Genomic DNA, 21,308 nt, shown 5'->3' with positions numbered 1-21,308 from the left:
GCTTATGAAATCTAACTTTTTGCCTGCCACTAGTCAAAATTATATGTCGCAAATTTTACGCGTATTGCCAATGGCTATGCTAATAGCATTACCACTATATAGTCATGCATTGCCATCAGATGCCAACCAGCCCATTAAGTTATTAGCAGATAAAGCGACCTATAGCGAGCGTACAGGTATTACCAGTTACTCCGGTAATGTCATTATTACCCAAGGCACATTAAAGCTTACCGCTAATGATATTACGGTAAATCTCTCGCAGCAGCGCAGCATTAATTCAGCAGTGGCAACCGGACGGCCAGCGACCATGCAACAAGTTATCACTCAAGAAAAAGGCCTAGCAAAAGGTCAAGCAAACAAGATTGATTACAATGCAGTGAGCGGTATTATTACTTTAACGGGTAATGCAAAACTGGTGCAAAACGGTGCTAGTTTTGCTGGTAATGTCATCCGTTATAGTCTCAAGGCTGGCGATGTTGAAGCGACAGCTGGTGGTAGCCAGCGTGTTGAGTTGGTATTGCCGCCAAATAATAGTACCAACCAAAATAGTATACGCTAAAATAATATACCAAATAAGCGCTTAAATTTGCCTTAGTACGAGTAACATATGAGTGATAATAGTAGTTTGAATAGCGACTTTGATAATCAAAACATATCTGTGATAAACAGTACGCCTACGCCCAGTGTTGAACGTCTAACAATGCAAAATCTAGGCAAACGTTACGGTAAGCGCTGGGTAGTCAAGGATGTCTCTTTTTCAGTCGAGCAAGGGCAAGTTGTTGGGTTATTAGGGCCCAACGGCGCAGGTAAGACAACCAGTTTTTATATGGTAGTCGGTTTGGTCAATATGGATAAAGGCCGTGTGACCTTAGGTAAAATGGATTTGTCTAAATATGCCATGCATGAGCGTGCTCGAGCTGGCATTGGTTATCTGCCACAAGAAGCTTCTATCTTTCGTAAGCTATCTATCGAAGAAAATATTTTAGCTATTTTACAAACTCGTAAAGAGCTATCAGCTACTCAGCAGAGGCAAGAGCTTGAAAAGCTCATCGGAGAGTTTCATTTAGAGCACGTGCGTCAATCACTAGGCATGAGTGTCTCAGGCGGTGAGCGTCGCCGCTGTGAGATTGCGCGCGCTTTGGCCGCTGATCCCAAGTTTATCTTGTTAGATGAGCCTTTTGCTGGGGTTGATCCTATTTCAGTTGGTGATATCAAGGAAGTTATTTTAACGTTGAAAAACCGAGGCATCGGCGTGCTCATCACCGATCACAATGTACGTGAAACACTCGCCATCTGCGAAAAAGCTTACATTGTCTCAGAGGGAGCCATCATTGCCGAAGGTACAGCATGTGAAGTTTTAGATAACGAGCTGGTAAAATCAGTTTACTTAGGTAAGGATTTTCAAGTATAGATAACGGTTTGCGTTATCTTTTTATTGCTTAAAAAACTCTAGAACATATGATTAAGCGTACATCTATAAAGGTCTTATTAACCTTGATTTTTTACCTATCAGTACCATTTAATCAAAGTAATTCAACTATTTACTAATGATCTTGGTCAATGCTCATTGGTAAATATTCAACATACCCAACCTCATTCTTTCTTCTCAAAACTATTATTAATTTATTATAAATTATAATGTCTCTTTTTCTATAAAGAACAGTATTTTGACCTTTTCTTATCTCGCAACTTAAACAGGGTGCATATACGATGGCAAAAAATAAAAGTAGCTACGTCTGTCAGCACTGCGGTGCGCATTTTGGTAAATGGTCAGGACAGTGCTCTGATTGTGGCGAATGGAACAGTTTGGTTGAAGCACCAAATGTCAGCATGCCACATCATAATAAAAATACAGCCAAACCCGCTGCGAATCGAGGAGCACCGCGCGGTGCAAATGGTGGTACTCCAGCAGGAAACTATTCAGGAACGCAAAGTGCGGTGATGCCGCTTAATGCCGTTAGCGTGACTTTAGATACACGATTACCAACAGGTATTAGTGAGTTTGATCGAGTATTAGGCGGCGGTTTGGTAGCGGGTTCTGTGGTATTGATAGGCGGTGATCCAGGCATTGGTAAATCTACTATTTTGCTTCAAACAGCGACCAATATGGCACGTGCCGATTCATTGGCAGGCAGTGCTCTGTATGTCACAGGGGAGGAGTCACTGGCGCAGGTTGCAATGCGAGCCAAACGCCTAGACCTACCAGCCGATCGCTTGCGAGTGTTGGCTGAGACTAACGTAGAAACCATTTGTGCTGCCTTGACCCAAGAGCAGCCTGCGATTGCTATCATTGATTCGATTCAGACCATTTATACCGATGCGATCAATTCAGCGCCCGGCGGCGTCAGTCAAATTAGGGAGTCTGCGGCTATCTTAACGCGCTATGCTAAGCAAACGGGTACGGCTTTATTTTTGGTGGGACATGTGACCAAAGAAGGCACGCTTGCAGGACCACGTGTACTTGAGCATATGGTTGATACGGTTTTGTACTTTGAAGGCCAGTCTGATTCACGATTTAGAATGATACGTGCGGTCAAAAACCGCTTTGGCGCGGTCAATGAGTTGGGCATCTTTGGGATGACAGATATGGGTCTTAAAGAGGTTGCCAATCCATCTGCTATATTTCTAAGCCGCTATGATAAGCCTGTTGCAGGATCAGTGGTAATGGTCAGCCGCGAAGGTACACGTCCATTATTGGTTGAGGTACAGGCGTTAGTCGATGACTCACAAGGACAGCCAAGACGTATGGCTTTAGGGCTTGATTTTCAGCGTTTATCGATGCTGCTTGCTGTGATGCACCGTCATGGCGGTATCCATACTAGTGGACAAGACGTTTATGTCAATGTAGTTGGCGGCGTCAAAGTAATAGAAACGGGCTCTGATTTGGCAGTACTATTGGCTTGTGCATCCAGTATTAGAGAAAAACCATTACCCTCATCATTGGCGGTGTTTGGTGAGGTAGGTTTGTCAGGCGAGATTCGTCCTGTACCAAACGGACAAGAGCGCTTAAAAGAAGCTATGAAGCATGGTTTTACTCATGCCATTATTCCAAAATCAAATGCACCTGCTAGTGATTCACCGCAGTTTAAAGGTATTGTCGTACATGCTGTAGAGCGCCTAGATGATGCAATAGAAAGGGCGTTTGAAATTTATTAACTACGTCAATAAGACAATGTGTCAATAACATAACTGCTAAAAAAGCAGTCATAAAAAAAGTGTCAAACTTATACAAGCTTGACACTTTTTTGTATTTTAATCACTTTTCACACTGCTAATTTCGATACATCTAAATTCTAAAATCGTTTACAGACCTAATACAATCTTATAGGTATCGATCTTAAACTATGGACCTGAAACACGTTCAATTGATACATTACCAACACCTTTATTGGTAATACCTAAACGTTTGGCTGCACCATAAGACAAATCTAAAACGCGATTACCGTGGAATGGACCGCGATCATTTACTTTTACAACCACACTTTTGCCATTGGTTTTGTTTGTCACTTTTACATAGCAATTCAAAGGTAGGGAGCGGTGAGCGGCAGTCAAACCGTTCATATCAAAAGTATCACCGCTGGCTGTTTTGCGACCATGAAACTTACGTCCATACCAAGAAGCAAGACCAGTCTGTTTGAATTTACTGACAGAATTAGAAGCGACAGCAGTCAATCGCTCTAATACATCCTCATCATCAGTAACTTGGCTAGTATCATCGGCGAGCAAAGAGCTGTTAATAGCCAATGACACTGGTTGACGCGCAGATTTAACTAAGCTTGAAGCGTTATCATGTTGACGAGTAAGCTCGCCAAGGACACGATCAATATGAGAGGTGTTGTCTTGAGATAAAGTAGAGAGAGACGTTTTTGCTTCAATCGCATTAGTATTAGAGGCTGCTGCAGAGCCAGCAAACAAACATACCGATATTGTAAGTAAACCAGATAGACGCTTATTCATAGGTACCTCTATAGCTTATATATTAAGACCTGATATCTAAAACCTTGTATTGTGCGCAAAAAATTCAGCAAATTTATAAATGCGTCAATTTTTTTATCCTTTCCTACAACGTAAAAGCTAATACGTAGGAACAGTAATTAAACAGGCTTTAGGATAGGGATAATTTTTATGTTGGAAGTTTTTAATATAAAACCAATTATTAATCATATAAAAATGCAATTACTTGGATTTGTTATGAGTACGTTAACTTAGGTAGTAGCTTTGAAAGATAATTGCTGACTATACGTAATAGCTACGACTAGAATATAATTAATTGCAATCTTTCTTATTAGAACTGTATTGGTTATGTATCAAGTATTATAAAAAAGAGAGTAACGCAATTTTTTGTAAATCGCAAGTGTTAATACTGACTTACAAATGTTAGTTATTTAAGTAAATACTATAGTGCACTTGAATAATAAAATAAATATTTAGGCAATAATAACAATGTCTTATATATTATAAGCGATGAATTTTTGTCTATCTTTTACTTTAATCGCTTTTATGTTGCACAAAGATACTTTAGAACCTTTACAAAATTCGTTTGTATTCATTTATACGAATTTTATTATTTATAATATGTTTTTCTATATGCTATATATTGAATATATAATTAATCATTTATAAAATTTTTATTATGTATGCCAGGGCTTATTATTTTTTATAGACTTTTTTTGATTTTAAGTTGTACCTTCCCAACAGTTATTTAAAATTGCAGCCGACAACGTATCTTTTTACCTATAATATTTAGGATAAGCTGTATGTACTAGTTGGTTTAAGCAATAAAAATCTGCTACATGATTTTATGAGCAGATTTTGTATCGTATTATAGGATGATGAACTTTGTTTGAGTGTTTATTCAGCTTTGTGGGTATGGATGGACATTAAAAGACCAAATCCTCCCATTAATGTTACGATTGCAGTACCACCATAACTGATAAAGGGTAGAGGGACGCCCACTACCGGCAGAATACCTCCTACCATACCGACGTTGACGAATACATACACGAAAAATGACATGGCGATAGCGCCAGCCAATAGGCGACTATAAATATCAGGTTGCGTAAGAGCAATATAGAGTGCACGTATCAATAAGCACGCATATATTAGCATCAGTAATATGACGCCAAATAGACCAAATTCTTCTGAAAAGGCTGCAATAATAAAATCAGTATGACCTTCAGGCAAGAAATGGAGTTGTGATTGTGTACCTTCTAAGTAGCCTTTACCTGATAACCCGCCAGAACCTATGGCCGTCTTTGACTGAATGATATTCCAGCCGGCTCCTTGAACATCGGCTTCAGGGTTTAGCAATGTTAATACGCGTGTACGCTGATAGTCATGTAATAAAAAATTCCAAGCGATAGCGATGAGAGGTACGGCTAGGATGGCTGCAGCTGAAATCAGTCGCCAAGATAGACCTGCCAAAAATAAAACAAAGAGCCCGCTCGCGGCAACCAGCAAAGAGGTACCAAGGTCTGGCTCTTTTGCAATGAGTATGACTGGCACAATAATAATGCCCAAGGTAATTAAAATACTGGAAAATGATGGTGGCAAATCTCGTTTGGACAAAAACCATGCACACATCATTGGCATACCAAGCTTCATAAACTCTGATGGCTGAACGCTACCAAATCCTGGTAAATTGATCCAGCGCTGTGCTCCCATTCGTACTTCACCAATAATCTCAACCAATACCAGTAGTATCAGTCCCATGACATAAAATACAGGCGTCAATGTACGATAGAGGCTAGGCGGTACTTGAGCCATAATGAACATAACTGTAAAAGCCACGCCATAGCTGACCGTCTGCCTCAAAACCATACCAACGTCTTGAGTTGAAGCACTATATAAGATAGTTAACCCAATACAGCAGATAAGTAGTAACAGTATCGTTAGCCATGGGTCTATATGAATATGTTGCCACAGCGTTCGTTCATGACGTTGACCGAAATGATGGCTTTGGCGAGAAAAGCGGTACTGTGGGTTAAATGACATAGGCGAAAATGACTGTAATCATGGAAGGTGTATGGAAAGGACTGGTTTGTAAGTGCTTATTATATAGCGGTAAAAGAGTAATCTAATCATCAAACATGACAATGGCAGCGGTAAATAGCCAAATTATTCACTATTATTAGGAGCGATAGTTTAGCTTGCTTGCGTAAAATTTGATAGTATCGATAAAATATTTGTTGATGATAACGACCTACATGACTCACGTAAATAATAAGCTTGATAATTTTGTCCATAAATCTGTATGTAAACAGACCGAAATTTTTACTTCTCAAAAAGCCATCCCTCCTACAATACTAAAACCCTATATGACATCAATTATAAAACCCTTAGTTATATTTATTTTTTGTAGTAGCAGTGTTGTTGGCCATGCTGCGATTTTGAATGATAGCGAACGACGTATTCAAGTACGTCATAGCAGCAGTAATGCTTATATTGCACCTTCTGCCAGTACCAGTAGTCGAGCGACTGTACTGGGTGGCGATAGTATGCAGGGTTTAATCGAACAAAAACAACGCGAATATGAGCTTGATACCAAGCTATCGATCGAAGAGAACAAACGGATGAATGTTAATACTCGTCGTCCAAATTATAATACATCAAACATTAGAAAAGTGACTTATAGTCCTAAATACAATACAGCCAGTAATACTTATAATAGTATGATCAATATGGACTTTGATAGCTGGTTAAATAGCAATAGTTTTCGCGCGCAAGAGGTTGCCAATTATCATCGTTACCTGAGCGCACAGATTGGTGCTCAAAACGTACCGCCACTTAAAGAGCTGCTCACTACTGCTCGTAGTTGGGATAAATGTGGCTATGAACCTTATCAGCTACCGCCGCAAGAGCTGTGGTCAAATATCGTTCCTACTTTGAGACTTTATGCCAATCTAAAGAATCAGGGTATCTTACCTGCAAGTAGTAAAATACGCTCGGTATATCGTAGTCCAGGACTTAATGGTTGTGCAGGTGGTGCAAACAGTAGTAAACATATGACCGCAGGTGCTATAGATATTTGGGTGCCTGAATACGAGAATGATCTTTGGCAGTTAAGTAGTTTACAAGACAATTTATGCCAGTATTGGCAATATCAAGGTCAATCACACAACTTTGGACTGGGGTTATATTCAACCGGTGCAATTCATTTAGATACGCAAGGTTATCGAAAGTGGGGCTTTAATCATACTAGTAGTAGCTCATCATGTCGCTATTAAACACAAACAATATTGTGACTTAAAGGATAAAATACGGTAAAACTTACAATCTTAAATGTTTTAAGTATGATGACCCTGTCAAACAGGATTCGAGCGCGAGATAAGTGTCATATTATCGTGTGATTGAACCTTTAATCACTAAAAGCTGGTAACTTAGTCTCAAATAATGCTTTAATATTGATAAATAATTGTCCATATTTTATACAGTTTCTTGTTAAAAGACAGAAAACTCAGGTTTGACACAAGCAGGTTTTATGAAGTGTTTCCGGTCTATAATATCAAATGCCTACCGTACTCAATCAAATATGTCATATCTAGCCCTGATTGTTGTTACAGTATCAATTGTACTCTTTAGTTATTCTTGTAGTCCAAAACTATCTGTCGATAGTCAAGCTAATACTGCAACAAACACGCAAAAACAGCTTGAAGCAGCAAACATCGAAGATAACATTACCAACTCTTATGCAAGGCTGGCGGCTCAGCGTGCAGATATCTGCCCCAAACTGCTACAAAAAGACATGAATAGTAATGATATCGAGCGCGTAGCCGAAGTGATGGTCAATGATTACTGCGACTATTTTTTATATCTAAATACGGGGCAGCGTCTCGATGTCAATGTCGACAATAGACAAATAGAGGCACTACTGATTGTACCTACTTTACATAATTTTGCTAATGGGGAGTATGAAGTGGCATCTTATGATAAGCATGTGATTCGGTTAGCTTATAATGGCGCTACCTATAAGCCTAAACACTTGAGCTATGATGTGGCGATAACGGTTACGGACTAAATATCCGTAACACGGTTTCTGATCTTCTATTAATAATTTTTGCTAAAAACGCTACTCAGCATGCATTTCTTTGTTCTTCCAAGGATCATCCTGCCCAACTGTCACGATTAAGAATTTGTCTGGTTCAAGAGTATTGCGCAAAGTCTGGTTAACCCCTGATAGCTTTACATTGTCAATACGCGTTATATAGTCTGTCAGATAGTTATCTGGCAGTTGATAAAAATTCATCATTCCTAGCAAGCCATTAATCCCCGCATTACTTGCAAAGCCCATTGGGAAGCTATTCTTCATATTGTCCGTGGTCAGACGCATCTCATTACTAGTAATCCCACTATCTAACGTATCATCAATGACTGCTAGGCTTGCATCAATGGCGTCACGAGCCTTGTCATTGCGTGTTGAAAAACCTATCTGATAAGGACCACGAGCCAGCATTGGATTCATAGAGCCAGATATACCATAGGTATAACCGAGGTTTTGACGAATCTCTGTCATTAAGCGCGCATTAAAATTACCACCTGCTAATACTTCGTTGCCTACTGCAAAGTTGGTTTGTTGTTGCTGCGCTTGTGAATCGGTAGCGCGCTTATTACCTAATTGGCCCATCAATACTGTGGTTTGGGTGCTAGGAAAAGGGATATGGATATGCTGTGCTTGGGTGAGGGGTTTTGGCTCGGCTAAAGTGTCCGCTGCCACACCTTTAGGTAAATTAGCAGTAATGTCTTCAGCGAGTTTTTTAGCTTGAGCAAGCGTCAAGTTACCAGTCATTGCTAAGGATGCATTGGCAGCGACAAGGTAGCGGTTTTGAAAATCAGTCAGATCTTTTTTCTCGATGTTGGGCACAGTCTCAAGTGTACCCGATGAAGGATGGGCATACGGATGGCTGCCATATAAAGCTTCATCAAAAGCAAGACTGGCAAGGCTATTAGGATCTTGTTTTTGCTGTTGCAGGCCGACTAGTAGACGTGCTTTGTTACGCGCTAAAATTGATTGTTTAAAATTTGGCTTGGTTAGTATTTGCGTCATCAGATTAACGGCTGGTAAAAGATGCTCGTCATCAGAGAGGCTACGTAATGAGACGATAAACATATCTTTATAAGCACTACTATTTAACTGAATCCCTAATGTCTCAACCGCTCGTGTAAAGTCATCTTCATTCAAGCTCTCAGTGCCTTGTGTGAGCATCGTAGCGGTCATATTGGCAATGCCAAAACCGTTCGAGCGTATATTAGCATCGCGTGCGCTACCTGCGTTAAAACGCAAATCAATATCAACGATAGGTAGCGTGGTTGCGCGTACAAATGATACGGGTACGCCAGCTGTCGTTTTAAAATGTTCGATAGTGGGTACAGTCACTTGTAACGGTTTGACGTTGTTAAGACTAGTCAGCTTAGACAGAGCAGCAATGGGCGCGTTTGCATCGACTGCAGCAGCAGGCTCACGATATTCTTCGGCGCTGACTGAGTCTGCATAAGCTGGAGTGATAAACGCAGTTAATCCTACTACGATGCTGGCACTAAGATAAGACTTACGAGTAGGTTTAGACTTTTTTATATCTTTATGTTGAGGCGTTTTTTTTATAATGGGTATCGAGGTTTTCTGAGTCATATTTGTCTTCTTATAATGTTCTTAAATAACGAGTTTCTTAAAAATGGAGTGAAGTACAATCTTGTTCCCCGCACTGAGTTTTGATTATTGATGATCAATTATTTGCTTGAGCCTTGCTTATCTTAGCTTTATCCATTTTTTCTTTAGGTGGCACGATATGCATGACAGTTAGGTTATCCTTTACAAGATACTTTTTACTAGCAGCTTGAATATCAGCGACGCTCACACCATCGAGCTTGGCAGGTAAGCTTGCCAGCAATCTGTCATCAAGCCCGATAGATTGCAGCGAACCTATCATGCGTGCTTGGCCTTGCATACTGTCTTGCGCATAGACTAAGCCCGTAACGGTGTTGGTTTTGGCACGACTGATTTCATCGGCATTGATAGGATCAGTGGCGAGTTTATTAATTTCAGCCGTAATAGCATCCTGTGCTTGCGTTAAGGTCACGCCCTCACGCGGAGTCGCCTGTATTAAAAACAGTCCATCACCGCGATCAAGCAGATCATAAGAAGTTCCGACACTAGTGAGTAAACCCTGCTCGCGTATGAGTCGGCTTTCTAAACGCGCCGATAGACCACCATCTAAGACATCTTGGGCAAGTGATAGCGCATAAGCTTGCTTTTCATTATCCGCGCCAACGGTTGTTAGGCTAGGGACGTTGTAACCCATTAATAATACGGGCACTTGTACTGCCTGCTCAGAGTCAACCTTTTTATAACCACGGAAGCCTTGCTGCTTTACCTCAGGACGTGTTGGTAATTTGCTGGCAGGTAAGTCACCGAAGTAGCGTTTGACTTGTGCCAACACCTCCTTTGGTTTAACGTCACCCACGATAACTAAGGTTGCATTATTAGGTGCATACCAAGTTTTATACCAATCTTTCAATTCTGCTAGTTCAATCGATTTAAGCTCGCTCATCGGTCCGATAACAGACGCACCTTTAGGACTATCAGGTAAGGCTAATAGGCGAAATGATTCGTAAGCTTTGGCAAGTGGATTGTCGTCAGTACGCTGGCGGCGCTCTTCCATAACTACTTGATGCTCTTTAGCAAAAGCTTGGTCGTCAAAGACCAAGTTGGTCATCCGATCTGCTTCTAATTCTAAGGCTAAAGGCATTCTATTGGCTGGGAATAGCTCATAGTAGCCAGTGTAATCGTAGCTGGTAAAAGCGTTATTAACGCCGCCAAACTTAGCAATCAAGCGTTCATAGTCATCACTTGATACATTCGCTGTCCCTTTAAACATCATGTGTTCAAGCAGATGTGAGATGCCGCCTTTGTTTAACGGCTCATCTGCCGAGCCAACTCGATACCAGATCTGCGTCATCACCACTGGCGCACGATGATCTTCTTTAACGATGATTTTTAGCCCATTTTCTAACTGATATTCATGCCGACCTGACATATCGATAGCCAAATCTGAGCTCGCGGCTGGCTTAGCAATTACTGTGTCAGACGTAGCTGTTTGCTGGAAGTTACTGGTTTGACATGCAGTCAAGGTAGTAGCAAGCGCTAAGGAACAGGCAATACGCAACGAGATAGCAGATAACGATGAAGACAAGGACATAGGGTTTTCTACTTATAAAACAGTGAATGATAGATTTGGAATAAAAATGAAGAAAAAGTATAAACGATCAAAAGCCAAGCATTAGGTACTGTGTACTATAGTGTTTTGTGTCCACCAACGATAACGCTGGCGGTTGGTTTAAATGCTTGCGTCGTACTACAACCTACGGCTGATAACAGTAGTATAGAGATAATTAATGCATATCCCATGTTGACAATAAGTGCCAAATGAAAAGGTTTTTTAGCAGAATTATTTTTAGTTTTATGAGTTGGTATGAATGTTACTGTTGATGACATAAGTATTCCTAATATTCTAAAACCCAGTTTGTATAAAGAATGCTCTTGTAAATTTATCTTTAATCTTAGTATAGCGTTACAAATTTACAAAATCTTCTTTAGATCATTAATCAAGTCAGCCGTTGGCTCTAATGCTTGCAAAGATGCGCAGCCGACTGTTGAGAAAGATAGTATTGCGACCAAAGATAGAGCTGGCCAATTGGCTTTTTTATTGTCGAAAGCATGTTTAGAGTCAGACTCTAATAAATATTTGCGCTGCGGCAAAGATGCATATTGTGAGATGCCAGTTTGCTTTAAAGGTGGCATAGCAGCTCCTATTCAATAAATAAAAAGATTGGATGAGTAAAAAATAGCTCAAAACAGATAAGTATAAGCTTGACTGTAGCGAAACCTACGTTTGGTAAAGTCAGATTTATGTGTCTAAACCTTAACCAAATTTTATAATAACTCTACTATTACTGTATCATTCGCTATCATGCTCCGCGCTAAGCGCTACTTGAATTATGCTAAACTAGCACAAGAATGAAGCTTTCGTTTTGATGATATTAGATATACTGATGTCAATTTACACCATTATTCATTACAAAATAAATATATTACTGACATTATTAACCTTTAGGGCAAGCTTATGAATAATCCAAATAATGCCAATCGCGTGGTCATCAACCTTGATGGTAGCCTTGATGATTTAGATGACGATGATATTACCTTACCAAGTCTGCCGACGCAATCAGTCCCCATTATTGATGAGCCTGACGGCGTTATTGAAGCTGATAGTCAAAACCACAAAGGCAGTCAGACGTCAAGTGCAGACACAGTAGGTGTAGAGGCAGCAGAACAAATAGCGTTAGGTGCACCGATTATAATGCCTGAGGCGCAGCATACGGGTGATGATGCATTAGTTAGCAATGACCAAATCGAAAACAAGATTAATCCTACTGCTATACCAAAGATGCCGCTACAAGAGCAGTGGACGGATACTGCTAGCCAGCATCTACCAGCTGACACTAAACAAACCAACACTGACGATGCTGTAAGACAAGCTGCACCAAGTACTTCTCAGGCACTGGCTGACGATGATGCAAACCAAATGGATCAGCTACAAGAAGACGAGACGCAAGGTCGCCAAAAAGGAAGCTGGTTTAACCGCATGAAGTCGGGACTTAGTAAATCACGTAAAAACCTTGCAGAAGGTATGGTGAGCATACTTATTGGTGGCAAAGAGATCGATGATGAGCTGTTGGAAGAGGTAGAGGACCAGCTATTAGTCGCCGATATTGGTGTCAATGCGACTAACCGTATTATCAAGAGTTTAACTGAGCAAACAACGCGTGGCGATTTGATTTATGCGCATTCATTATATAAAGCACTGCAAAGTGAGCTCGTTGATATCTTAACGCCAAAAGTTGCGCCATTGGTTGTCGATACGAGCAAAAAACCATTTGTTATTTTGGTTGTGGGTGTTAATGGTGTGGGGAAAACAACCACTATTGGTAAGCTTGCCAAGCGCTTACAAGGCGAGGGTAAGTCAGTTATGTTGGCGGCTGGTGACACTTTCCGCGCTGCCGCCACTGAACAGCTACAAATCTGGGGTGAGCGTAACAGCATTCCGGTTGTGGCTCAAGGCCATGGTTCTGACAGCGCTTCTGTTATCTTTGATGCCATGCAATCTGCAAAAGCCAAAAACATTGATGTATTGATAGCTGACACTGCCGGACGTTTGCAAAACAAAACGCATCTGATGGCAGAGCTTGAAAAAGTAGTACGTGTCATGCGTAAAGCGGATCCAAGTGCGCCCCATGAGGGAATGATCGTTCTTGATGCGGGTACAGGTCAAAACGCCATTAACCAAGTGGAGCTGTTTAATAAGGTAGTGCCGCTGACAGGCATCACTATTACTAAGTTAGATGGTACTGCTAAAGGTGGCGTGGTGTTTAACATTGCCGAAACCACTGATGTACCGATTCGTTATATTGGGGTTGGCGAATCAATCGATGATTTGCGTGCCTTTAGTCCAAAGCAGTTTGTCGCAGCACTTTTTGATACAAATGACAGCTAAGCCTTTTTGCAGTTTTGGTATTATTTTACTGGCACTAAGCTGGAGACAGTTATGATAGTCACTACAGCACGACTTGATCAATATCAACTCATTCTAATGGCTGGTGCCAGTAAAGATAATACGCCCAAGCTTACTGAAGTTAATTGGCTTATGGAGGGTCAATCGTGGCGTCACTCCAAATCATCTGCCAAGCTTAAAAAACATTACCAGCTTAACGATGATGACTTTATATTTATAGACAAAAATGACTTGAGCAGTAGTGATGCTACTCAAGCTTTATTACTAGCAGCTATCGACCAGCTTTATGAGTATGCCAATGGCAAACGCCACACTTTTGACTTGCCATTAGACATCTCTTTGGGTACTCAGTTTCAGCAAAAAGTATGGCATGCATTACAAGGTATCAATCATGGCGAAACCATCAGCTATGCCGCACTGGCAAAGCGCGTTGGTAATCCTAAGGGCTTTCGTGCGGTCGCTAATGCTAATGGTAAAAACCCTTTTAGTATTATTGTTCCTTGTCACCGAGTGATTGCTAGTGATGGCAAGTTAGGTGGGTATACTGGTGGAGTAGATAAGAAGCGATATCTACTTGAGCTTGAAGAATTGACAGGTAAAGTTTAGTTTTGACACTCATGATAGAAGGTGGCTAAATGCAAAGAAGCCAAACGTTCTACAACGTTTGGCTTCTTTGTGTTAGATATGCCGTCCTAAAGGTAGGTTTAGATGACGAATAAAAACTATTGCTCTAGCTGAGCCATGACATCAGCAGAGAAGTTTACGTTGCTATAAACCTCTTGTACATCATCTATATCTTCTAACATATCAATCATTTTCATGACTTTTTCGGCATCATCGACATTGTCTATTTCAGCAATGGTGGATGGCGACATGGTCACCTCAGCATTGTCAGAGACCAATCCAGCTGCATTAAGGGCATCTTTGACTTGGCCGAAATTGTCTACATCGGTAATAACGAGTAGTGATGTTCCGTCATTTTCAATATCAAGAGCGCCTGCATCTAGTGCAGTGAGCATGACTTCATCTTCTAAGCTTACGTCATTAAAAGTGATTTCACCGCGCTTAGTAAATAAATAAGCAACTGAACCTGAAGTACCCAAATTACCATCGAATTTGGTAAAGGCATGACGTACTTCACTGACGGTACGATTGACATTGTCAGTCATCGTCTCGACCAATACAGCGACACCGCCCACACCATAGCCTTCATAGCTAATCTCATCCATATTTTCGGTATCGCCGCCACCTGTGCCGCGATCAACCGCGCGATTAATGGTATCGCGGGTCATATTGACCGATAAGCCTTTTTCTATAGCGGCGCGAAGACGTGGGTTTTTGTCAGGATCAGGATCTCCTTGCTTAGCGGCGGAAACGATTTCACGAATAACTTTGGTAAATACTTTACCTCTTACTGCATCCTGACGGGCCTTGCGATGTTTGATGTTTGCCCATTTTGAATGACCTGCCATAGTATGTCCTTAAGTGCTATATGCTTTTTAGTATGATATCAATGTGAGTCATACCTATTATATATACTGCGTTATAACCAAGTTTACATGTTTTAGTACATACCAATCTCAGCATAACTAAGCGCTGCATTTACTGTTGTGATGTTATAAGCTTACGCTGACATTAGCAATTTGTATGTTGTTGAGCGCTATTTTTTGCTACACTGTGGCATCTTACACGTTGCAACAATGGCTATAAGCGATCAATATTATAGACCAATTTTGCGTATTTTGACTAATTTGCGCTTATTCATCACACTTTAAATCATGAAGTGCTACCCAGCCATTGATTTTATGAAGCCACTGACTCTATGAAGCAACCAACCGCTGAAGCTATTACTCATTTGCGTAACCGCATTCACATTATTATTGAAGGCACAGATACTCGTTTGGGTAAGCTCTTTGATATTGTATTGTTGATTGCAATTTTGGCCAGTGTCGCCGTAGTAATGCTTGATAGTGTGTTATATATGCGCTTGCAGTATGGCACACTGTTTTTTTATGCAGAATGGTTTTTTACCATTTTATTTACGATTGAGTATAGTCTCAGGCTATTTTCGGCCCCCAATCGACTTCGGTATGTTTTTAGTTTCTTTGGTATAGTAGATTTATTGTCTGTACTGCCAAGCTATCTAAGTTTAATTTTTGTAGGGGTACAATACCTGCTGGTAATACGCATCTTACGTATTTTGCGTATTTTTCGTGTGCTTAAGCTCAAAGCCTACATGCAGCAGGCAGGTTTTTTGGCCTCTGCACTCAAAACCAGCCAGCAAAAAATCACCGTGTTTTTCTTGTCACTTGTCCTGCTAGTGACCATCTTTGGTTCGGTTATTTATGTGGTAGAAGGACCGGAGAATGGCTTTACAAGCATTCCATTATCTATCTATTGGGCAGTTGTTACCATGACCACAGTAGGTTACGGGGACATCTCGCCAAAGACACCGCTGGGTCAAGCAATTGCGACCATGGTCATGATTACAGGTTATTCGATCATCGCAGTACCAACGGGTATCTTTACATCAGAGCTGGCACGTAACATGCGACCACAGCTTAATCCTATTACTTGCCCTAATTGTGGAAAGTTTGGTCATGCCGTTGGCGCCACATTTTGCGATCGTTGTGGGCATGCGCTGCATGTCTAAACGTCTTTGATGCTACTATTGTATTTTTTATAGTTCAATGTATTCATCAACCAAAGATGAGAGATCGATTTCAACACCAAGGTTCACCAAATTCCAATATTGTCCTGACACAGTACGATCAAGCATCATTGTCGTTGCAGAAGGCTGAAACTGACCAAAGTATTTTAGGGACGTGCGCATTTGAGTGATGGCTTCATGATGCACCTGACTACTAGAAAAATCAAAAGCGTCTTGTTGATAAGGCAAAATAGATAAAGGTTTAAGACCAATAGCAAGCCACTCTTGGTAGAATTCGCCAGGAATGTCCGTATCATCAGTCCGGCGTATTCCTAGCGCAACCAAGTCCTGTTCAAGAGCAGTCACATCGGCTTTTATAGCATGCTTAGCAAACCGTCGAAATAACTGTACTTCGTTATCGCTATAGCTGCGAATACCACCAAAATCATAAGCGACTACGCTACCATCAGTCCGAAAAGCAAAATTACCTGGATGAGGATCACAGTGCATTCGGTATAAACCAAATAGCTGACCTGCGGTAAAATGAAACAATCTTTCTGCTATTTTTTGCTTGATATCATTGTCCCAGGTCGCAGCTACCGTCAAATTTTCTCCCATCTCTTCTGTCAAGGTCAAAATTCGTTTGGAAGAATGGCTGCCTATGACTTTGGGTATTATAAGACCTTTATCTTCGGCGTGAAATGCACCAAATACCCGTAAGTTATGCGCCTCTTTAGTATAATCAAGCTCATCATATAGGCTTTGCCGTATCTCACTAAATAGCTTATCTTGTAGCTCGCGGCTCATATTAAGCACACCAGCAATTTTTAGCGCCACACGTACTTGTTTTAGGTCACTGTCACAATTTTCATCCACATCGGGATATTGAACTTTTACCACGACCTTTTGGCCAGAGGGTAGAATGGCTTTATGTACTTGACCGATAGAAGCAGCTGCAAAAGGGGTTTCTTCAAATTCATCAAACAGCTCATCAATGGGCGCTTTAAGCTCGCGCTCTACTTGTGCGCGTATCTGTGCATACTGCATGGGTGGAGCATCTTTTTGTAGTTTTTCAAGCGCAGTTGCCACTTCTGGTGGAAATACATCTTTGTATTGCGAAGCGATTTGTCCCACTTTCATGACAGCGCCTTTCATCTCGCCAAGGGTCTCAGCGATTTGAACACCCACATCTTGCATCAGTGCCGAGCGTGCCTCCAAACGTTTTTCTTCGTCACTAGAGAGATGCTTTAGTGAGTTTTTAGCGGCCTTTCCCGCAATACTTGCAGTCATACCAGCAAGTTTCATAAAGCGTTTTCCGGACGATTTTGCCATTCATATCACCGTATATTATTTTTTTGGTTTTTGTCCAAAAATTAAGAGTTGTTCTAAGAACAAGCCATGTTTGATGCAATTTTCCTACCAATAAAACATTTCATACCAAAACCAAGTTGGCGTTTTTTGACAATGTGTCTCACTAAGACTCATTTGCAGTAGGTAATAGTGCAGTATTATTCAGATCAATACCGTATAAATTTATCAACCAGTAATCGAGTGCCATCTGATAACCTAAGTGACCTAAACCACATATTACTCCCATTGCCACATCGCTCAAGTAAGAATGATGCCGAAAAGATTCACGAGTATGAACGTTTGAAAGATGCACTTCTATGAACGGCTTTTGGGTAGCCAGTAAGGCGTCGCGGATAGCAACTGATGTATGAGTGAATGCAGCTGGATTAATAATAATAGCATCTACTTGTAAGCTTACATCTGTCAATAATCCGTGTTGTTGAATAGCATCAACGAGCTGACCCTCATGATTGGACTGAACGCAAATAAGTTCAACGTCATGACATGCTGCTCGCGCCGCCAGACATTTTTCGATATCGATAAGTGTGGTATGGCCATAAATTTCAGGTTCACGTTTACCTAGTAGATTTAGGTTCACCCCATTGAGAAGTAGTATTCTACGTGTTTGTAAACTGTCCGTTTTTGCGCTCGTAGCTGATAAAGAGGGGGCACTCATAAGTTTCTCTGTGGATTAAAATGAATGTAGTGTTGGGCACTTGTAGTACAAATAAAAAAACTGCTATGTTAGATATGGGACTTTATCACAATAGCTCAATCATAAGTTTATAAAAAATTACATAGAAAGCTTACCTAAATAGCAAAAACCATGTTAAATGACTTTGTGTTGCTAAAAACACATGCTATGATATTTTTAAGTAGTAAGTCTTACAACTTTGTTGCTCTCGTCTTTAAAGCAGTTCTAAAGATCAATTATCTATAGACGATGACGCAGTATCGTTACTAGGCATATTAGGATATAACAATTTCATCTGAGAAAACGTTTTTATTATTTAATAAAAATAAGTGTCCTGATATATTTTAAGTGTAATTTTTGAATAACCTTATTTAAATTGTTGTTAGTTAAATAAGTGATTTCATAATCTTAGACCCCGTTTACATGCAATGCTGCAAAGGAAGTTGGGGCTAGGTGTAATTTTAGGAAGCAATATTATGTCAGATCGTGAGCAAGGTGTCGTTAAGTGGTTTAATGATTCAAAAGGCTTTGGTTTTATTCAACGCAATAGTGGTGAAGATATTTTTGTTCATTTTCGAGCGATTCAAGGTGATGGTTATCGCTCTTTAAAAGATGGCGAAAAAGTCGAATTCAATGTGGTTGAAGGCCAAAAAGGTCTACAAGCTGAAGAAGTTAGAAAAGTGGAAGACTGATCCGTCTATTATATCAGTTTAGGTTTAATAGTTTTATTGACTACTGATATACTACTGAGTCAAGCCTGTCTAAATTATCGATATTGCAATATTGATATGTGGACCTTGGGCTTGGCTTTTTTACGTTAAAGCTTTACCAAAGTTTATGGTAGGCTTGTTATCATGCGAGTCTGTCATTACTACTATATAAGGATAATTTTTTGAGTCACTTTACAACATTTACTGATCTACCACTTTTGGCGCCAACATTGCGGGCAATCAGTGATTTGGGCTTTACTGAATTAACGCCTATCCAAGCTCAAATATTACCCCATACTTTGGCACATCAAGATGCAATTGGACAAGCGCAAACGGGAACAGGAAAGACGGCAACTTTTTTGATTACCATCATGGAGGCCTTGCTTAAGCGTCCTTTTCAGGAAGAAGAAGAGCGTCATTTGGGAGAGCCACGCGCAGTAATAATGGCACCGACACGTGAGCTTGCCCAGCAAATTTTTGACGATTGTATTGCTTTGACCAAATATACAGAATTGCACAGCGTATGTATTATGGGTGGCACCAATTATGAGACTCAGCAGTACGATCTTGAACGTCAGTATGTCGATATCTTGGTTGCGACACCGGGGCGTTTGATAGATCTTATGCATAAAGGTATGCTCTATTTGGATCGAGTAGAGGTGCTGGTATTAGATGAAGCGGATCGTATGCTTGATATGGGTTTTATCCCTGATATCAAGCGCTTAGTAGGTCGAATGCCAGCCAATACGGATCGTCAAAGCTTACTATTCTCAGCTACATTTAACCAAGATGTTATGAATCTTGCTTATCGCTGGTTGCATGAGCCAGAGTTTGTCGAAATCGAGCCTGAGCACAAGACCAGTGAGCTAGTAGACCAACACTTTTACTTATTAACAGAAGATCAAAAGCTAGAAGCGTTGCAGCGTATTATTACCGATAAGTCAGTAGAAAAAGTCATTGTCTTTGCCAATCGAAAGGATCAAGTAAAACGTTTGTATCATAAACTGCGTCAGTCTCATAAAATCGTTATGTTATCAGGCGATGTGATTCAGCAAAAGCGTGAAAAATATTTGCAGCGTTTTAAAGATGGTAATGCCTCAATCTTAGTTGCAACCGATGTGGCAGGGCGCGGCATTCATGTTGATGATATTAGCCATGTGATTAACTATACTTTGCCAGATCAGCCCGATGATTATGTACATCGTATTGGCCGTACTGGGCGCGCTGGCCAGACAGGTATTAGCATCAGCTTTGTAAGTGAAGACGATGCTTTTAATTTGCCAGCATTAGAGAAGCATTTGGATACCAAGTTTAGTCTTGAGCAATGGCAGTAATAATTTTATCAATATCAAAGAGTTGATACTGTCAGAAAGAAGCCCGCAGCGATATTAACGTTGCGGGCTTTTTTTCGACAGGCTTATAAGAGATTGGTTTTTCATGAGCTTAACTATTGAGAGTGGTTCATAGTGTCTGCGTCAGCATCCATATTGTGCATGCTATGGTCCATCTGACTCATGTCATGATAATTAGAGTCGCCTGCTTCAGATGTTATAGCAGCAGGGTTGCCATGACTCATGTGTGTATCGCCACCATGTCCGCCGTGCATATTAGCCATGATAATGGGCACAAACATAACAGCCATTCCCGATAGTACCATCACTACACCGTTTAGTTGGCGTAAGCGAAAGCGACCAATTTTATCACGCATCCAACCAACCGTTTCATGAGTGGCAACTAGCATCGGTACTGTACCTAGACCGAATACAAACATCAGCGCTGCGCCTCCTAAAGGGTTATGAGCGACGACTGCGATGAGTAGGGCACCATACACGAGTCCGCAAGGTAAAAATCCCCATAACAGACCAGCGGCCAATGCGCGTGGAAAAGTAGTGAGTGGAAATACCTTTTGGCGTAGCGGCCCAAGGAATTGCCAAAAGCGCATACCAAAACGCTCAAGCTTGGTTAAAAACGGAGCGCCCAGCATAGTAATTCCAACAAGTACGAGCACCAAGCCTAAAAGAATGCGCGGCATACTATTGCCTTTCATCAATGGCTCTAATACTGTTGTACCAATAACTCCTGCAGTCAAACCCAAAAACGAGTAGCTAAGTAGACGTCCAAGGTGATAAGTGGCGACCAAACCTCGGCGCTTGGCCGGGCTTACGTCCTTCATCGACAATCCAAACGCACTTACCAGTCCGCCACACATACCTAAACAGTGCGGTGAACCAAAAAAACCCATCAATAATGCTGCAACTAATAATGCTGTGGTCATAAGCAGCACCTCTTAAAATATGTAGTAAACGGAGATAGTATTTTATTAAAAGTCAAAATAATAA

19 protein-coding genes and 1 pseudogene are annotated in these 21,308 nt (G+C 40.9%); 10 read left to right on the top strand and 10 right to left on the bottom strand.

Annotation, left to right across the window (positions count from 1 at the left end; translation table 11 throughout):
- Positions 1-43 precede the first annotated feature (43 nt).
- The 3 genes from lptA to radA all read left to right on the top strand — a co-directional run bounded on the left by lptA (position 44) and on the right by radA (position 3,156).
- The gene (lptA, locus tag ACS8FC_RS07030; RefSeq protein ID WP_420884190.1) at positions 44-559 is read left to right on the top strand and encodes a lipopolysaccharide transport periplasmic protein LptA; all 516 of its coding nucleotides are present in this window, start codon (positions 44-46) and stop codon (positions 557-559) included.
- A 141-nt stretch (positions 560-700) separates the two neighbouring features.
- The gene (gene lptB, locus ACS8FC_RS07025; protein WP_439296337.1) at positions 701-1,411 is read left to right on the top strand and encodes an LPS export ABC transporter ATP-binding protein; all 711 of its coding nucleotides are present in this window, start codon (positions 701-703) and stop codon (positions 1,409-1,411) included.
- 299 nt (positions 1,412-1,710) lie between these two features.
- Complete coding sequence (gene radA, locus ACS8FC_RS07020) at positions 1,711-3,156, top strand: DNA repair protein RadA (protein WP_439261549.1); 1,446 nt, start codon at positions 1,711-1,713, stop codon at positions 3,154-3,156.
- 186 nt (positions 3,157-3,342) lie between these two features.
- Here radA and ACS8FC_RS07015 read toward each other — a convergent pair.
- Positions 3,343-3,684 (bottom strand): annotated as a pseudogene (locus ACS8FC_RS07015) (septal ring lytic transglycosylase RlpA family protein); the annotation flags it as partial.
- Positions 3,685-4,851: 1,167 nt separating this feature from the next.
- Positions 4,852-5,994 carry a rod shape-determining protein RodA gene (gene rodA, locus ACS8FC_RS07010; RefSeq protein WP_439261547.1) on the bottom strand — a complete coding sequence of 381 codons (1,143 nt, stop codon included), beginning with the start codon at positions 5,992-5,994 and terminating at the stop codon, positions 4,852-4,854.
- 395 nt (positions 5,995-6,389) lie between these two features.
- Between rodA and ACS8FC_RS07005 the strand changes: the two genes are divergently transcribed.
- A complete protein-coding gene (locus ACS8FC_RS07005; protein ID WP_439261546.1) occupies positions 6,390-7,226 on the top strand; it encodes a D-Ala-D-Ala carboxypeptidase family metallohydrolase in 837 nt (278 codons plus the stop codon).
- Between the two features lie 305 nt (positions 7,227-7,531).
- Positions 7,532-8,017, top strand: coding sequence for a hypothetical protein (locus tag ACS8FC_RS07000; RefSeq protein WP_439261545.1), 486 nt, complete (start codon positions 7,532-7,534; stop codon positions 8,015-8,017).
- Positions 8,018-8,068: 51 nt separating this feature from the next.
- On the opposite strand, the gene ACS8FC_RS06995 is transcribed toward ACS8FC_RS07000, so the two are convergent.
- The 4 genes from ACS8FC_RS06995 to ACS8FC_RS06980 all read right to left on the bottom strand — a co-directional run bounded on the left by ACS8FC_RS06995 (position 8,069) and on the right by ACS8FC_RS06980 (position 11,794).
- Positions 8,069-9,625 carry a M16 family metallopeptidase gene (locus tag ACS8FC_RS06995; protein WP_439296277.1) on the bottom strand — a complete coding sequence of 519 codons (1,557 nt, stop codon included), beginning with the start codon at positions 9,623-9,625 and terminating at the stop codon, positions 8,069-8,071.
- A gap of 94 nt (positions 9,626-9,719) precedes the next feature.
- Positions 9,720-11,192 (bottom strand): M16 family metallopeptidase, encoded by a 1,473-nt coding sequence (locus ACS8FC_RS06990; protein WP_439296276.1) that lies wholly within the window; start codon positions 11,190-11,192, stop codon positions 9,720-9,722.
- Between the two features lie 95 nt (positions 11,193-11,287).
- Positions 11,288-11,488 (bottom strand): hypothetical protein, encoded by a 201-nt coding sequence (locus tag ACS8FC_RS06985; protein WP_439261542.1) that lies wholly within the window; start codon positions 11,486-11,488, stop codon positions 11,288-11,290.
- 84 nt (positions 11,489-11,572) lie between these two features.
- Complete coding sequence (locus ACS8FC_RS06980; RefSeq protein WP_439261541.1) at positions 11,573-11,794, bottom strand: hypothetical protein; 222 nt, start codon at positions 11,792-11,794, stop codon at positions 11,573-11,575.
- A 784-nt stretch (positions 11,795-12,578) separates the two neighbouring features.
- Here ACS8FC_RS06980 and ftsY point away from each other — a divergent pair.
- Together ftsY and ACS8FC_RS06970 are read left to right on the top strand one after the other, a co-directional pair.
- Positions 12,579-13,547, top strand: a complete 969-nt coding sequence (gene ftsY, locus ACS8FC_RS06975) for a signal recognition particle-docking protein FtsY (RefSeq protein WP_439261641.1) — start codon at positions 12,579-12,581, stop codon at positions 13,545-13,547.
- Between the two features lie 51 nt (positions 13,548-13,598).
- Complete coding sequence (locus tag ACS8FC_RS06970) at positions 13,599-14,171, top strand: methylated-DNA--[protein]-cysteine S-methyltransferase (protein ID WP_439296275.1); 573 nt, start codon at positions 13,599-13,601, stop codon at positions 14,169-14,171.
- Positions 14,172-14,287: 116 nt separating this feature from the next.
- Here the strand turns inward: ACS8FC_RS06970 and ACS8FC_RS06965 are convergent, their stop codons facing one another.
- Positions 14,288-15,037 carry a YebC/PmpR family DNA-binding transcriptional regulator gene (locus ACS8FC_RS06965; protein ID WP_439261539.1) on the bottom strand — a complete coding sequence of 250 codons (750 nt, stop codon included), beginning with the start codon at positions 15,035-15,037 and terminating at the stop codon, positions 14,288-14,290.
- 350 nt (positions 15,038-15,387) lie between these two features.
- Here ACS8FC_RS06965 and ACS8FC_RS06960 point away from each other — a divergent pair, with 350 nt between their 5' ends.
- A complete protein-coding gene (locus ACS8FC_RS06960) occupies positions 15,388-16,218 on the top strand; it encodes an ion transporter (protein WP_299220185.1) in 831 nt (276 codons plus the stop codon).
- A 27-nt stretch (positions 16,219-16,245) separates the two neighbouring features.
- Here ACS8FC_RS06960 and ACS8FC_RS06955 read toward each other — a convergent pair whose 3' ends face one another.
- Both ACS8FC_RS06955 and aroQ read right to left on the bottom strand, forming a co-directional pair.
- The gene (locus ACS8FC_RS06955; protein WP_439296274.1) at positions 16,246-17,547 is read right to left on the bottom strand and encodes an ABC1 kinase family protein; all 1,302 of its coding nucleotides are present in this window, start codon (positions 17,545-17,547) and stop codon (positions 16,246-16,248) included.
- A 142-nt stretch (positions 17,548-17,689) separates the two neighbouring features.
- Positions 17,690-18,241, bottom strand: coding sequence for a type II 3-dehydroquinate dehydratase (gene aroQ, locus ACS8FC_RS06950; RefSeq protein WP_439296273.1), 552 nt, complete (start codon positions 18,239-18,241; stop codon positions 17,690-17,692).
- Positions 18,242-18,735: 494 nt separating this feature from the next.
- Here aroQ and ACS8FC_RS06945 point away from each other — a divergent pair, with 494 nt between their 5' ends.
- Positions 18,736-18,951 (top strand): cold-shock protein, encoded by a 216-nt coding sequence (locus ACS8FC_RS06945; RefSeq protein ID WP_058368907.1) that lies wholly within the window; start codon positions 18,736-18,738, stop codon positions 18,949-18,951.
- Between the two features lie 200 nt (positions 18,952-19,151).
- Positions 19,152-20,303, top strand: coding sequence for a DEAD/DEAH box helicase (locus ACS8FC_RS06940; protein ID WP_439296272.1), 1,152 nt, complete (start codon positions 19,152-19,154; stop codon positions 20,301-20,303).
- 113 nt (positions 20,304-20,416) lie between these two features.
- Here ACS8FC_RS06940 and ACS8FC_RS06935 read toward each other — a convergent pair whose 3' ends face one another.
- On the bottom strand, positions 20,417-21,244 hold the full coding sequence (locus tag ACS8FC_RS06935) for a sulfite exporter TauE/SafE family protein (protein WP_439296271.1): 828 nt from the start codon (positions 21,242-21,244) through the stop codon (positions 20,417-20,419).
- Positions 21,245-21,308 lie beyond the last annotated feature (64 nt).

Source organism: Psychrobacter sp. 1Y4 (assembly GCF_051847555.1).
This window is presented reverse-complemented; position numbering and strand designations above follow the sequence as displayed.

Bases quoted from the DNA above. Each gene is read 5' to 3' on its own strand.
- lptA (WP_420884190.1), top strand. From the start codon at position 44: ATGTCGCAAATTTTACGCGTATTGCCAATGGCTATGCTAATAGCATTA.
- lptB (WP_439296337.1), top strand. From the start codon at position 701: ATGCAAAATCTAGGCAAACGTTACGGTAAGCGCTGGGTAGTCAAGGAT.
- radA (WP_439261549.1), top strand. From the start codon at position 1,711: ATGGCAAAAAATAAAAGTAGCTACGTCTGTCAGCACTGCGGTGCGCAT.
- rodA (WP_439261547.1), bottom strand. From the start codon at position 5,994: ATGTCATTTAACCCACAGTACCGCTTTTCTCGCCAAAGCCATCATTTC.
- ACS8FC_RS07000 (WP_439261545.1), top strand. From the start codon at position 7,532: ATGTCATATCTAGCCCTGATTGTTGTTACAGTATCAATTGTACTCTTT.
- ACS8FC_RS06995 (WP_439296277.1), bottom strand. From the start codon at position 9,625: ATGACTCAGAAAACCTCGATACCCATTATAAAAAAAACGCCTCAACAT.
- ACS8FC_RS06990 (WP_439296276.1), bottom strand. From the start codon at position 11,192: ATGTCCTTGTCTTCATCGTTATCTGCTATCTCGTTGCGTATTGCCTGT.
- ACS8FC_RS06985 (WP_439261542.1), bottom strand. From the start codon at position 11,488: ATGTCATCAACAGTAACATTCATACCAACTCATAAAACTAAAAATAAT.
- ACS8FC_RS06980 (WP_439261541.1), bottom strand. From the start codon at position 11,794: ATGCCACCTTTAAAGCAAACTGGCATCTCACAATATGCATCTTTGCCG.
- ftsY (WP_439261641.1), top strand. From the start codon at position 12,579: ATGGATCAGCTACAAGAAGACGAGACGCAAGGTCGCCAAAAAGGAAGC.
- ACS8FC_RS06970 (WP_439296275.1), top strand. From the start codon at position 13,599: ATGATAGTCACTACAGCACGACTTGATCAATATCAACTCATTCTAATG.
- ACS8FC_RS06965 (WP_439261539.1), bottom strand. From the start codon at position 15,037: ATGGCAGGTCATTCAAAATGGGCAAACATCAAACATCGCAAGGCCCGT.
- ACS8FC_RS06960 (WP_299220185.1), top strand. From the start codon at position 15,388: ATGAAGCAACCAACCGCTGAAGCTATTACTCATTTGCGTAACCGCATT.
- ACS8FC_RS06955 (WP_439296274.1), bottom strand. From the start codon at position 17,547: ATGGCAAAATCGTCCGGAAAACGCTTTATGAAACTTGCTGGTATGACT.
- aroQ (WP_439296273.1), bottom strand. From the start codon at position 18,241: ATGAGTGCCCCCTCTTTATCAGCTACGAGCGCAAAAACGGACAGTTTA.
- ACS8FC_RS06945 (WP_058368907.1), top strand. From the start codon at position 18,736: ATGTCAGATCGTGAGCAAGGTGTCGTTAAGTGGTTTAATGATTCAAAA.
- ACS8FC_RS06935 (WP_439296271.1), bottom strand. From the start codon at position 21,244: ATGACCACAGCATTATTAGTTGCAGCATTATTGATGGGTTTTTTTGGT.